The sequence below is a fragment of the Bacillus sp. NTK034 genome, from assembly GCF_017303275.1.
Lineage (GTDB): Bacteria > Bacillota > Bacilli > Bacillales > Cytobacillaceae > Cytobacillus.
On record NZ_JAFKOJ010000009.1, the window covers coordinates 75554 to 89933 of the forward strand.

Genomic DNA, 14380 nt, shown 5'->3' on the forward strand with positions numbered 1-14380 from the left:
CTAAATCTATTAATAGATATAAGTTGTGGAAGTATTGTTTAGATAATATTTGCTTCTTTATAACTCGTGTATATTTCTATATTGCTTTGTCAGAAGGGTTTCCCCACATTTTAGCGAATTTTTATGTAGTTAAGCACTTTAAAGGAGGAATCTCTTTTTGGATCTTCGAACAGTATTTGAATATTCTATTGAAAGACATCCTCAAAAGGTTGCCATTATAGACGGGGATAGAAGGTATACATACAGGCAGCTGGGTTTAGAGGTTAACAGTGTAGCCTCTTCCTTACACAGACTCGGTGTTAATAAAAATGACCGAATAGCTGTGCTTTTGAAAAACCGTTTTGAAACAGTGGTTATATTCTGGGCCATTCAAAAACTTGGTGCTATATTTGCAGGAATAAATGTTAGACAATCCCAAGAAATCGTTCATTATTGTTTAAGTGATTTAGAGTCGAAATTTGTTATCTACGATGTTTCGACTGAGTATTTAATTAACAAAAAAAGGTTCATGGAAAGGCCAGTATTTATAAATATAGATGGAAATGGCGGGGATATTAATTATGAGGAACTAAAAAAACAAGAATCTTACGACTTTAATCCCAATCAAATTAATGAAAATGATTTAGCCGTCATATTATATACCTCTGGTACAACAGGTAATCCAAAGGGTGTTCCACGTTCACATCAAAATGAATATGCAGCTGCTTTTGCCCATATCTTCCAATGTCATTATGAGTGGCATGATTCCACATTAGGGGTAGTACCCCTGTATCACACAATGGGATTGCGCTCCCTGCTTAGTATGGTGCTGTTAAATGGTACCTTCATCATTCTTCGGGATTTCGACTCTTATGAGGCTATTCAATTAATAGAACAAGAAAACATAAATAGTCTATATCTGCTCCCTAATATGTATCATGATATGGCAACATTGTCTGAAGCGAATAAATCGAATTTTAATGAATTGCGTACTATTGTGTATGCAGGAGCTCCTATGACAAGCAAATTAATTGGCTTATGTATGGAAGTTTTCCGTCCCAAGTATTTTATTAACCACTATGGTAGTACAGAAATTTACACCTATTCCTATTGTGATCATATTTCGGAAAAGCCTGGATGTGTTGGGAAGCCAGGCATCCATCAAAATTTAAGGATTATAGAACCTGATATCAGCCGATCCAAGACACCTGCTGACACCGTTAAGGATGGAGAAATAGGTGAAATTATTGTTCATATCGGCTCCCCTGAATCGTTTAAAGGGTATTGGAATAAACCGGATCATACGAAAAGAAGTGTGATTCAAAATTGGTTTTATACAGGGGATTTAGGATACAAAGATGAAGATGGAGATATGTTTGTGATAGGACGCCTAGATGAAATGATTCTTCACGCTGGAGATAATATATATCCTATAGAGGTCGAATCTGTACTATTAGAACATGAGAAGGTTCAGGAAGCTGTTGTGGTTGGGGAAGATGATGAACGCTGGGGACAAGTGGTGGTTGCATATATCGTTCCAAGTGATCCATCTTTGACCGTTAATGAATTGGATTTATTTTGCAAAAGACACCCTAAATTATCAAACTATAAACGGCCAAGAAAATATATCTTTCAAGCATCTTTTCCAAAAACGGCTGTAGGAAAAATAATGCGTAAAAAAATTAAATCAAGTTATTAAAGATAGATTGGACTTTCAAATTTTTATCATAAAAGCAATATTTTAAACATGAAATAGGCAGGAGGCTTGAAATGCCCAATATGCTAATTGTAGATGATGAATACGAAAGCCGTTATGTCCTTCGTGAGTTTATAACTTCCAGTGAATATCATTATTTTTCTGTACATGAAGCAGAAACATATGAAAAAGGACTGTTAATGCTTAAACAGCTAAAGCCTTCCATCCTTATAGTTGAGATCTCATTGCCGGGCAACAATGGTTTCGAACTGGGAAAAGAAGCAAAGCGGTGGGATCCGGAAATTTCTGTAATAATCTATACTCAGCTAAAAATATTTGAATATGTCCAAAGTGCTATTAATCTAGGGTTTTCAGCATTTTTGCTAAAACCGGTGTCAAGAAGTGAAATCAAACAGGCTTTTGAGCGAATAATTGTCCATAGTCTATCGACGGAGACAAACCGTTTTACAGGAAAGCGGGAAGATACCGCAAGTGTCGATCTTGCCCATCCAATTGAATCATCTATTCAATATATTCAGAGTCATTTTAAAAACCCTATTACACTAAATCAGGTTGCGGATTCAGTCTATTTAAGCCCTTCCCATTTTAGCCGTTTATTCAAGGAAGAAATGGGTGTAACCTTTATCGAGTATTTAACTGCATATAGAATAGAGCAATCGAAGTCATTGCTCAAAATGACCTCTTTACCTATTGAGGTAATAGCCCATCAAATAGGCTTTACTAGTTCTGGGTATTTTGCAACGACCTTTAAAAAAAGCGAACGCTGTACACCATCTGAATATAGAAGTCTTTTTATAAATTAAATAAAGGATAATTAATATAAGGATAAGTCCCATTTCGGGATTTATCCTTTTTTAATAATATTTTAAAAGATCATTTGCAAATATATTAAAACCTCAAAATTACGAATGTTCATATAATTCAATTAACACATTCAAAGGAGCGAAGGAGCTTTGATTATAAATGAACTTAAGAGATGCATTCGAAATAATGAAAAAGCAATCCTAGCAACTATCATTGATAAAAAGGGTTCTTCCTATCGCCAAGTTGGGGCAAAAAGCCTCATTTTCTCAGATGGAAGTGCTTATGGTGTACTTAGCGGTGGGTGCATTGAGCAAGACTTGCTTGAACATGCAAGGGATGTATTTGAGACAGGTGAACCAAAACAGATTATTTATGACCTAAGAAATGATCATAATGTGCCATGGGGGTTAGGTGTTGGGTGTAATGGCGTGATAACAGTTTTGCTTTCGCTTATAGATCCTGTAAATAATAGAAAATCAGCTGTAAAGCAATTCAAAGTATTAAAACAGCAATCTCTAAGTAAGGAACCATATCCAGTCTGTACAGTCATTAAATCAAGTAATCATAATGCGCTTCTTCCAGGAACTATTCTAGAAAATATTGAGTTGCCCTTATTTAAGATTATGTCAAGCGGGATTCTAGAAAATTATTCAATTGAGGTGGATGGAAAAAAGGAAACCGTAACTATATTTTTGGAAACGATTACACCGATGCCTCATATCATCATTTTCGGAGCAGGACCAGATGCATCTTCGTTAATAGATCAATTAAAGTTTTTACATTGGAGAGTAACAATAGTGGATCATCGTCCAGGATATTTAAATAAGGATAACTTTCCTTACGCAGATGAATTGAACTTAGTGCCGCAGGGAGAGTTTCCGGAAGATTTAAATGCGAGTGAAAATTCTTATGCAATCATCATGACTCACCATTATGAACAAGACCTTGTTTATTTGAAGGGATTGCTCCAGCAGAATCTTAGCTATATAGGCCTATTGGGTCCGAAGAGAAGGTTCAATAATCTTAAAAAGGATCTTCAAGCACAAGGGTTCATGATACCTGCAAAAGCTGCTGAAAAAATATATTCACCTATAGGTCTTGATATAGGCTCTGAGACACCTGAGGAAATAGCACTGAGTATCGCAGCAGAAATTATGGCCCACAAAAATAAAACGAGCAGCCAATCGCTTAAATGGAAAAAGGATTCAATTCATACTCCAAATCCCGCTTCATATGAAAGATTAAAAGAATTGGTTCAATAGTTGAAGATGGAAATCTGGAACATTGTCTTAGCGGCTGGTCATTCTACCAGGATGAAAGGAACTCATAAGTTACTTAAAAAGTTTGAAGATGAAACAATCCTAAGATATACCGTGAATAAAATATCGGCTAACATGGCCAGTAAAACGATGGTTGTATTGAATAGGGATTTTCCTGAATTGGAAAGTGAAATCCGAGATTTGCCAGTATCTATTGTATGGAATCCTTGTCCGAAACTTGGAATTAGCAGTTCCCTTGCTGCAGCAATTGAAAGCTTGTCTCCTGCGTGTGAAGCTTTGTTGATAACACTAGCTGATCAGCCCGAAATAAAAGTAAAAGTAATGAACGAAGTAATTACAGAGTATCTCATATCAAAAAATCCCTTAATTATAACTTCATATAGAGGAAAAATCAGGCACCCCATTTTATTTGGCCAATTGTATTTCAATGAACTCTTGAACCTAAAGGGAGATCAAGGAGCAAAATTACTAATTAGTGCTAATAAAGAAAAGGCGCACATTTATTATGAGGATGAAGAAGCTCCGGAGGACATCGATACTATTGAAGATTATAGGAGACTATTAAAAAGGAGGAATGAAATTGACCTATATAGGTAAGCCTGTGAAACGAATAGAGGATGCCAGGTTAGTGTCCGGAGAAGGAACATTCATTGATGATCTTTCTCCATTGCCAAATATCCACAATGCTGCGATTCTTAGAAGCCCCCATGCACATGCCCGTATTAAAGCGATTTTTTTAGAAGAAGCGGCAAAAACACCAGGTGTAATTGGAGTAGTTGTTGGAGAACATGTAAAAGCTTTAACCAATCCTTTTCCAGTCGGCGTAAAGGCACCAATAATATACTACCCCATTGCAGTAGATAAGGTCCGGTTTGTGGGAGAAGCTGTTGCAGTTGTTGTGGCTAAAGATCGTTATATTGCAGAAGATGCTCTCGCAAAGATAAAAGTCGAGTACGAACCGCTGAATCCTGTGGTCCAAATTGAAGATGCTCTTTCGTCTGAGTCAGCCGTTCTTCATGACGAAGCAGGTACGAATATAGTTAATCATCGTGTATTCCAATACGGCAATGTCGAGGATTCATTTAAAAGTGCCGATTATATAATAAGTAAAAAGTTCACTTTTCCAAAGGTTAGTGCAACTCCTGTGGAAAATTACGGAGTAATCGCGAATTATACAAAAAGTGAAGGTGCGTATACCATTTGGTCAAACTTTCATGGACCTTTCACACTTCATTCCGTCATGACTGCTGCACTAAAGGTGCCGAGCAACAGACTGAGGATTATTACGCCAAAGGATATTGGCGGAAGCTACGGGATCAAGTCAGGTGTATTTCCATACATGGTCTTAATGGGAGTAGTGTCAAGAATATTGGGTGTACCCGTTAAATGGACGGAAGACAGACAAGAACACCTTATGGCGAGTTCCAGTGGTACAGATCGTGTAACGTGGATTGATGCAGCGGTAAAAAAAGATGGAACCATTCTTGGTTTGAAAATGAAATATGCGGATAGTGTTGGCGGATATATACGTGCGCCCGAACCTGCTTGTTTATATAGAACACACTCAAATTCAACTGGAGCTTATCGAATTCAAAACGTTAAAATGGAAGCGATTGCAGTCGTTACGAATAAAAGTCCAACAGGGCTCATAAGAGGCTATGGCGGTCCCCAGCACTATTTTCCGCTGGAAAGAATGATGCAAATCATTTCAGCTGAATTGGATCTGGATGTGATTGAAGTCATAAAGAAAAATTTAATTACGAAAGAAGAATTTCCCTATCATACAGCTTCAGGCGGGATATACGATAGCGGGGATTATCATAAGGCATTGCACCTTGCGCTTGAATCGATTGATTACGATAGCTTTAAAGAGAAACAAAAAGCAGCCTGGAAACAAGGGAAATATCTGGGGTTAGGGTTTGCTTGCATCGTTGAGCCTTCCGGTTCGAATATGGGTTATGTGACCATTGCTTTGACGCCGGAAGAGAGAGCAAAATCATTGCCGAAATCAGGCTGTTCTGAAGGTGCAACGGTATCGATAGATCCAATGGGTGGAATCACAGTCCGGATCAGTACGGTACCAACTGGGCAGGGCCATGAAACAGTTACTTCCCAAATCGTTGCCGACGTTCTAGGTGTTGATCCTGCTTCTATCCGGGTCATTGCTGAATTGGATACGTTAACAAGCCCATGGTCAGTAGCATCAGGTAGTTACTCCAGCAGGTTTGCCCCTATCGGGTCAAGTGCCGTTTATCAAGCAGCGCAAAAAGTAAGATTGAAACTGTTAGAAATCGCCAAAAGCCAATTAGATACAACAGTGGACGAATTGGTCATGGCAGAAGGGAAGGTAATTGCAGAAAAAAATCCTACTAAGAGTATCTCCATTAAGAGATTAGTAGGTTTGGCACATTGGAATCCACAAGGCCTTCCCGCTGGTATTGAACCAGGTATCCATGAATCTGCATTTTATACATTATCTGCAGCTGAGTCCCCAAATGAATTGGATCTTGTTAATGGATCCGTCACCTATGGATTTGTTTTTGACGCTGTTCAAGTGGAAGTGGACATTGATACCGGTGAAGTGAAGATTCTTGACTATACAACGATCCATGACGCTGGGAAACTATTAAATCCAAATATTGTGGAAGGTCAAATAATGGGTGGTTTAGCTCATGGACTAGGAGCCGCACTTTATGAAGAACTTGCCTATGACGAAAGGGGGCAGTTCCTGACTGGAAGTTTTATGGACTACTTATGTCCTACAGCTACAGAAATCCCAAATGTGACCATAAAGCATATTGAAACACCTTCCCCCCTAACCCCTCTTGGAGCTAAAGGGTTAGGAGAAGGAAATACAATGAGTGCACCGGTTGTCATCGCAAATGCGGTTACAGATGCGTTAAAACCATTTAATATATCAATTGATCAACTTCCTTTATCTCCAGATCGGATTTGGTCAAAAATTAATAATAAGAAAACGATACAAATCTAACTTAAGGAGGAATTGTCATGAATGGTGAAGGAAATATTCAGCTTAACGGAAATCTAGATAAAGTATTCTCGAGTTTATTAGATCCGGAAGTATTAAAAAACTGCATTATGGGATGCAAAGAACTATATAAACAAGAAACCAATGTGTATGTGGCGGACTTATCTGTTGGGGTTGCTGCAGTTAAAGGGAAATATGATGCAACCATTCGTCTTACGGACCTGGAGCCCCCTCATTCCTATAAGTTAATTGTTCATGGTGAAGGGGCACCAGGGTTTGTAGATGCCGAAGCAGCCATTCATTTGGTTTCGGTGGACGATGAAAATACAGAGCTTAGGTACACTTATGAGGCTGCTGTAGGTGGAAAAGTCGCTTCAATTGGCCAGCGTATGTTAGGTGGAGTAGCTAAACTGATTATTAAAGACTTTTTTAAAAAGATTAAAAGAGAGCTGGATAAAGTAAATATTGCTGACTAGGAAGGAGGACGATTGTATGAAACCAGCAACATTTACTTATTGCAGTCCTTCAACTATAGAGGAAGCAGTGAAACTATTAGAGGAATATGGAGATACAGGGAAAATCATCGCTGGCGGGCAAAGTTTTATTCCCATCTTAAATATGAGGATGTCCGAACCGGAGTGTCTCATTGACATTAACCAAATCAATGAGTTAAACGGAGTCAGGGTAGAAGAAGGGGTTCTGAAAATTGGTGCTCTTACAAAGCAAAGGGAACTTGAACAGTCAGATGCCGTTAAAATCCATGTTCCTATACTCTCGGAAGCCACTCCATATATTGGTCATGTCCAAACGAGAAATAGAGGAACTGTTGGAGGAAGTGTTGCCCATGCAGATCCAAGCGCAGAGCTGCCCCTTTGCTTTTTAGCACTGGATGCTGAAATCGTTATCCAAAGTATAGATGGGACTAGGAAAATAAGTATAAATGATTTTTTTATTACCTATTTAACAACAGAGGTGATGCCGGAGGAAATATTAACTGAAATTCATGTTCCCTTATCTGAACATAATGGGTATGCCTTTGAGGAATTTAGCAGGAGACATGGTGACTTTGCCTTAGCAGCTGTTGCTTGCATTCTATCAGTTGATGAAATTGGAAAAATAGATAAAGTGAGACTTGTCTTAGGAGGGGTGGATGCAATTCCCCTTTTGGCAGAAGAAGCAATGGAATATTTGGCTGGAAAAAGTCTAACAGAGGATACACTTGAAAAAGCCGTAGAGCTGGCTGTGATGGATGCTGATCCTGATGGGGATTTACATGCTTCAAAAGAGTATAGAGTCCATATGGCTAAAGTTCTAACAAGAAAAGCATTGATAAAAGCATTTAACCGAGCTTTAGGAAAGGGGGTGTAACATGTCGAATCTCTCCATTGAACAGAAAATGAACGTTTCTTTATCAATTAATGGAAGGGAGGTGGAAGCAGAAGCTGAGCCTAGAAAACTATTAAGTGATTTTATAAGAGAAGATCTGGGTCTTACAGGTACACATGTTGGCTGTGAACATGGTGTTTGCGGTTCCTGCACGGTGCTTTATAATGGTGCAGCCGTACGAAGCTGTTTAATGTTTGCAGTTCAGGCAAATGGATCATATATACAAACAATCGAGGGTTTAACAGAGAATGGAGAACAGCATGTTTTGCAGCAGACATTTACGGAGTGCCATGGACTCCAATGCGGCTTTTGTACACCGGGGATTTTAATGTCCTCATTAGAAATGCTGAATAGTGGCGAAGAACCCACAAAACAAGAGATTAAAGAGATGTTATCCGGCCATCTTTGCCGCTGTACTGGGTACACAGGAATTATTGAAGCTATTGAAAGAGCATGTGGGACAAATAAATTTAAAGAAGGTGACAATTAGTGGATCTTGGAAAGCTGTTTGATTTCACAGTGAATCGATTTCCTGATAAAACAGCCATCGTTCAGGATGATAGACGGTTATCCTATAAGGAATTTCAATTAGAAATTAATAAACTTGCATATTCATTGCAGAAGCTGGGGATCGAAAAAGGAGATCGTGTTGTTATTATTCTTAAGAACCGCTTGGAGATGGTCGCTATTTATTGGGCTGTTCAAAAAATCGGTGCCATTTTTACACCAATAAATTTTCGTCTTTCAACAGATGAAGTGGCATTTTGTGTAAATAATGCTGATGCGAAAGCGGTTATTTTTGAACCAAGCAGCCAGGATGCTGCATTAAACGCATCATATGCAAGTAAGCCTCTTTTTATAAGCGTTTTAGGTGCGGAAGGTGCAGAAATTACCTATAAAGAGCTATTAAATCATAACCAAGAAACGTTTCATCACCCCAATATCGACATGGATGATATTTGCTTAATGTTATACACTTCAGGAACTACAGGGAAACCAAAAGGTGTTCCCAGAAGCCACAAGAATGAATATAGCGCGGCTATCGCACACATTATTCAAAACCAATATGTACTCCATGAAAGCACTCTGGGTGTCATGCCGCTCTATCACACGATGGGGATGCGCTCGCTATTATCAATGGCATTTATCAATGGGAAAATGGTCATGATTCCTGATAATAATACAATGAAAATGTTAAAAGTAATGGAAGATGAAAAGATTAGCTGCGTTTATTTAGTTCCTACCATTATTCATGATCTGTTAAATCATAAAGATTTTAATAGGTATAATTTACGGAATGTTCGGAAAATAGGATACGCTGGAGCATCCATGACAACTGAGTTAACAGAAGACTGCTTTAGGAAATTAAAGCCTGATGTTTTCGTAAATCACTATGGCAGTACAGAGGTATATACTTTCAGCATTTGCAACTATTTAGATAAAAAGCCAGGCTGTGCGGGCAAAGCAGGTTTCCATCAGCAACTAAAAATAGTTGAACCTGACCCTGAAGGAAGTTCAGGACCTGCTGATATTGTACCGCATGGAACTCCAGGAGAAATTATTGTAAATATTGACTCATTAGAAGCATTTAAGGGCTATTGGAAACGACCTGATGCAAACATCAAATCGATCAGAAACGGCTGGTATTTCACAGGAGATATGGGTGTTCTGGATGAAGATGGCGATCTTTATGTTGTTGGCCGCGTGGATGACATGATCATTTCTGGTGGAGAAAACATTCACCCTCTTGAGGTTGAAGATGTATTGTCTTCACATCCGGAAGTATTAGAGGCTGCAGTTGTCGGTTTACCTGATGAACGTTTTGGAGAGAAGGTTGTCGCATTTATAGTTAGTAAAAGCCCAACTATTTCAACTGCAGAGCTGGATAACTATTGCAGGGAATCTGGCAGCCTGGCAAACTTTAAGCGGCCCAGGGATTACTGTTTTATAAAAGAGATACCTAAAAGCCCTGTCGGGAAGATATTAAGGAGAAAATTAAAAGAAAATTATTCATCCATAATACAAAAAGAGGAGAGTGTAGGTTAATGACAACAATTAATAACAAAGGTACTTATCAATGGGATCATATTTTAGTAGACAAGAACATTGAAGCAAAGACAGCCACTATTACATTAGATCGGCCAGAAAAAATGAACACGCTAAGTTTTATTGCGCGCTCACATCTTAATCAAATTTTCACTGAATTAAATAATGATGAGGATGTAAGGGTGATTGTGATAAAGGGAGCGGGTGAAAAAGCCTTCAGTTCGGGCGGGAATATTGCAGAATTCATGGAGCAGCATCCATCTGTACTTTCAGAATTGCATGTAAATGTTGCTGCGCCAGAGCGTTCTCCCAAACCAGTTATTGCCCAATTGCAGGGGTATACATTTGGGGTAGGTCTTGAAATCGCAATGGCATGTGATTTTCGAGTGGCATCAGAAACCACGCAGTTGGCATTACCCGAGATCAATCTTGGCATGATTCCTGGCAGCGGCGGGTCACAGCGGATTGCAAAAATTGCCGGAGTCGGCCGTGCAAAGGATATGGTCATGAGGGGAAGACGGATACCAGCACACGAAGCACATCAATGGGGCTTGTTAACAACTGTGACAAGTCAGGAGAATTTAGAAGTAGAGGTAAATAAATTGGTTAAAGATCTTGTCAGACTATCACCAATGACATTAAAAGTGTTAAAAAAGGTCATAAATAGTTCCCAGGATGCGCCTTTAAGTGTAGGGATGGAGATTGAAGGATTTGCATATGGAATGCTGCGATCTACTGAAGATTTTAATGAAGGTGTACAGTCGTTTGGAAATAAGGTGAAACCCAGTTTCAAAGGAATATAATCCTTTTTACTAGATAAATGGGAATGTTGAATAGGGAAATGGAGGGTATATATGAAATACTCAATGGGTGAAAGTTTGAGAATGCTGCCCAGGTATTTAAATATTAACACCTTTAGTGCTGGAACACTTGCGGCGATTTTTGGATGTACCGGACCAGCTTTAATTATCATTGGCGGTGCTGCTGATGGCGGATTATCAATTGAGCAGACTATTTCTTGGCTGTTTGCAGTTTATTTTCTCGGAAGCTTGATTGGGGTTTATTTGGCATTAAAGTATCGTCAACCTATTGCGGGAGCCTGGTCCATTCCAGGGGCTGTTTTAGTCGCAGGTGCCCTGCAGAATTACTCCCTTAGTGAAATTTCAGGAGCCTATTTAGTTTCCGGTATTCTCGTATTTATTCTGGGGATTTCAGGGCTAATAGGGAAAATAATGAAATGGATCCCAGTACCGATTGTTATGGCGATGATAGTAGGGGCAATGATCAAATTTGGCACTGGAATGATTACATCTCTTGAAGGGACTCCTCTAATAGTGGGGACAGCCATTTTGGTTTATTTATTTTCTTCACGTTATATAAAAAAAGTGCCTCCTATTTTAATGTCCTTTGTCGCTGGTGGAATTTTGGCAGCGATAATGGGAGAGTTTCAATCGTCCAGTATGGAAGCAGGATTTACACTGCCGCAAGTATTACTGCCGACATTCAGTTTTGAATCAATCATATCAGTTTCAATACCCTTGACCCTATTGGTGATTGGGGCGGAGAATGCTCAAGCCATAGGCGTCTTGATGGCAGAGGGATATAAAGCCCCTATTAATTCAATGACGATCTGGAGCGGAATAGGCGGGATAGTTACATCTCTATTCGGCGGACATAATGCTAATATTGCAGGACCGATGACAGCGATCTGTTCATCTCGAGAATCTGGAGAAAATAAGGAAGGGCGCTATGCCTCTGTTATTGTAAATGCAGTAATATTTGGAGGCTTTGGCTTAATTGCAGGTTTAGCTGTCCCATTTGTGACTGCCTTACCAGGTGCGTTGATTTCAACTGTTGCGGGACTAGCAATGATCGGAGTACTGGTAAGTTCCCTTCAAGCATCCTTTTCTGAGAGGAAATTTCAAATTGGTGCATTTTTTTCATTAGTTATTGCGATGTCTGGAGTCTCTTTCTTTAGTATAAGTTCCCCTTTCTGGGCTCTTATTGGTGGAGTTATCGTTTCGTTAATCATTGAAAAAGGGGATTTTGATACCTTTAAAACTAAAATTAAAGCGGATGAAGGAAAAGAGAAATTTGAGAGCGCGGTGTAATCCTTAATTACTTTAAAAGGCACTATCTCCCACACAAGGGAATGGAACAAAGATAAATAATTCGATTGGAGAAACCCGATTCCTTCATGAGGAGGAACCGGGTTTCTTTTTGTGGCTAGATTGTAAGCTGTGCAAATAGCACAGAAAAAATGCACATAGGATGGTTGCTTTTGCAGAGTGAGAGCTTTTGAGGAAGTATCCCATGAAATATGTAAGACTACTTCAAAACGATAATATTAGTTAAAAAAGTGCTCGTTTCCTATTTAGGGCGAGTACCTCTAACTTGAAAAGCAAGAAGCTGGATGATAATTCTCCAACTAAGAATGATGTAAAAGGTTCCAAGGGCCTTGCCCAACTGGTCAAGGACGGAAGATACGCCGGACCTACAACCGCAAGGTGTTTATGCCGAACTCCTTGTGGCAAAGAAAATTGGCGATCTTTAACAGAGGACCTAAAAACGGTTCAGGGACAGATGCACAACTGGATTGACCGGAATTTTCCGGAATTCTTGAAGGTCTTTAAGAAGTGGGAGGGCAAGGCTGCATTACAATTCTTACAGCTTTATGCATTACCACATGAAATAGCAGATTTACTTATCCATTTAAGAAAAACGGCAAAATGAAGTGTAGGTGCCAATAAGATTTGGAGTTAAGCAAGCAGCGAGTCAGCTCATCGGAATCCGCCAAGGCTCCGAGATGGCAAAAATGGAGCTGAAAACTCTTCTGTGTAAATATGATTAGATCCAGACGGAATTCGATAGAATTGAACGTACAAGAAGATTCCCTGCTTGATGAAATCCCGGGTGTAGCTCAAATGTTAACTGTCAAGGTGTTGGAAGAGATACTGTCGCTGGTTTCTTTGCGGAAGTGGGTGTCCAAAGTGGACTCCACTCACTCCCGTCAAATCTTTTAGCTGGCCGGCTTGAGCCTGAAGGAAATTACGAAAGAGGCTGTAAGAAGTTAAGGGCTTTGACTAGTTTAATATTAATCGTGGAGAACCATTCCATAAGTAAATGAGGCTTTTTAAAAAATATTGATTTGCTTTTTTGATTAATCACAAGCGAGGTTGCCAAAGTAAAAACTGTGGTAGAATAAATTATCTTTAAAAAAGTATATAAGGTGTTTGATAAAATTGGAAATTAAACATTTGGAGTGTTTTATTGAAGTTACACGTACTTGCAATTTCACTAATGCAGCTGAAAATCTGTTCATTACGCAGCCTGCCCTCAGTAGAATTATCAAATCATTAGAGGTTGAACTTGGTACACAGCTATTTATTCGTACAAGAAAAAAGCTGATATTAACAGATGCAGGATTTATTCTAAAAAAACATGCATTAATAATTGAAAAGCAGTTGCAGCTATTGGATGCGGAACTTGGTAAGATGTTCATGCTGAAAAAGAGCCATGTCCGTATTGGGCTCCCTGCGATTACCAATTCCATTTTCTTCTCACAACTGATTGCTTCGTTTCATGAAAAATATCCAGAGGTTACATTTCAATTGGAGGAGCATGGATCTAAGCCGATTGAAGAGAAGGTTATCAATGGCTTGCTAGATTTTGGGGTTGTCGTTCTTCCAGATAAAATTGATGATTTCGACTATTATATGTTTGTTAATGAGGAATTGAAACTAGTTGTACCCGCGTCTCATCGTCTTGCCGGGAAACAGGAAGTGTTATTGGAAGAACTTAAAGAAGAGAGCTTTATTATGTTCAACCGGGATTTTGAGTTAAGAAACCTTGTCACCACTGCTTGCAGAGAAGCTGGTTTTCAACCGATAATTATTTCGGAAACATCACAATTAGATTTTATTCAAGAATTAGTTGCTTACAATATAGGTATTACATTGCTGCCTGAGAATACATGTTTAGAACTAGCAAGTGATTTTCGGACTATAACCGTAACCAATCCGACAATCGAATGGAATCTAGCGATGATCTGGAAAAAAGATGCATACTTATCACAGGTTGCGAAAGAATTTATCCGATTTGCCAAAGTAAAGCTGTCGACAGCTAATCATAACCATGATTCATAATCTAGAATAAGTCAAAAATTAGAAGGCTTCCCCT

The 14380-nt window shown here is 39.0% G+C and carries 13 protein-coding genes; all 13 read left to right on the plus strand.

All coding sequences use genetic code 11. From position 1 onward, the window contains the following. The first annotated feature begins 157 nt into the window (after nt 1-157). Entirely contained in the window at nt 158-1678 is a 1521-nt protein-coding gene (locus JI665_RS21915) for a class I adenylate-forming enzyme family protein (RefSeq protein ID WP_206844140.1), read from the plus strand. Between the two features lie 71 nt (nt 1679-1749). Continuing rightward, nucleotides 1750-2499, plus strand: a complete 750-nt coding sequence (locus JI665_RS21920; protein WP_206844144.1) for a response regulator transcription factor — start codon at nt 1750-1752, stop codon at nt 2497-2499. Nucleotides 2500-2649: 150 nt separating this feature from the next. Continuing rightward, nucleotides 2650-3762 (plus strand): XdhC family protein, encoded by a 1113-nt coding sequence (locus JI665_RS21925; protein WP_206844147.1) that lies wholly within the window; start codon nt 2650-2652, stop codon nt 3760-3762. Between the two features lie 6 nt (nt 3763-3768). Next, entirely contained in the window at nt 3769-4377 is a 609-nt protein-coding gene (locus JI665_RS21930) for a nucleotidyltransferase family protein (RefSeq protein ID WP_244671293.1), read from the plus strand. Then, entirely contained in the window at nt 4361-6772 is a 2412-nt protein-coding gene (locus JI665_RS21935; RefSeq protein WP_244671280.1) for a xanthine dehydrogenase family protein molybdopterin-binding subunit, read from the plus strand. The genes JI665_RS21930 and JI665_RS21935 overlap by 17 nt, the downstream gene beginning before the upstream one ends. Before the next feature lie 17 nt (nt 6773-6789). Further along, entirely contained in the window at nt 6790-7245 is a 456-nt protein-coding gene (locus JI665_RS21940) for an SRPBCC family protein (RefSeq protein WP_026584369.1), read from the plus strand. Nucleotides 7246-7261: 16 nt separating this feature from the next. Beyond that, nucleotides 7262-8137, plus strand: a complete 876-nt coding sequence (locus JI665_RS21945; RefSeq protein WP_206844156.1) for an FAD binding domain-containing protein — start codon at nt 7262-7264, stop codon at nt 8135-8137. A 1-nt stretch (nt 8138) separates the two neighbouring features. Continuing rightward, nucleotides 8139-8645, plus strand: coding sequence for a (2Fe-2S)-binding protein (locus tag JI665_RS21950; RefSeq protein ID WP_197249630.1), 507 nt, complete (start codon nt 8139-8141; stop codon nt 8643-8645). Further along, nucleotides 8645-10201, plus strand: a complete 1557-nt coding sequence (locus JI665_RS21955; protein ID WP_206844158.1) for a class I adenylate-forming enzyme family protein — start codon at nt 8645-8647, stop codon at nt 10199-10201. The genes JI665_RS21950 and JI665_RS21955 overlap by 1 nt, the downstream gene beginning before the upstream one ends. Beyond that, complete coding sequence (locus JI665_RS21960; protein WP_206844160.1) at nt 10201-11004, plus strand: enoyl-CoA hydratase/isomerase family protein; 804 nt, start codon at nt 10201-10203, stop codon at nt 11002-11004. Before JI665_RS21955 ends, JI665_RS21960 begins: the two co-directional genes overlap by 1 nt. A 51-nt stretch (nt 11005-11055) precedes the next feature. After that, on the plus strand, nt 11056-12312 hold the full coding sequence (locus JI665_RS21965) for a benzoate/H(+) symporter BenE family transporter (RefSeq protein ID WP_206844162.1): 1257 nt from the start codon (nt 11056-11058) through the stop codon (nt 12310-12312). Nucleotides 12313-12595: 283 nt separating this feature from the next. Then, nucleotides 12596-12934, plus strand: coding sequence for a hypothetical protein (locus tag JI665_RS28725; RefSeq protein WP_244671281.1), 339 nt, complete (start codon nt 12596-12598; stop codon nt 12932-12934). Between the two features lie 509 nt (nt 12935-13443). Beyond that, entirely contained in the window at nt 13444-14346 is a 903-nt protein-coding gene (locus JI665_RS21975; protein ID WP_206844164.1) for a LysR family transcriptional regulator, read from the plus strand. Nucleotides 14347-14380 lie beyond the last annotated feature (34 nt).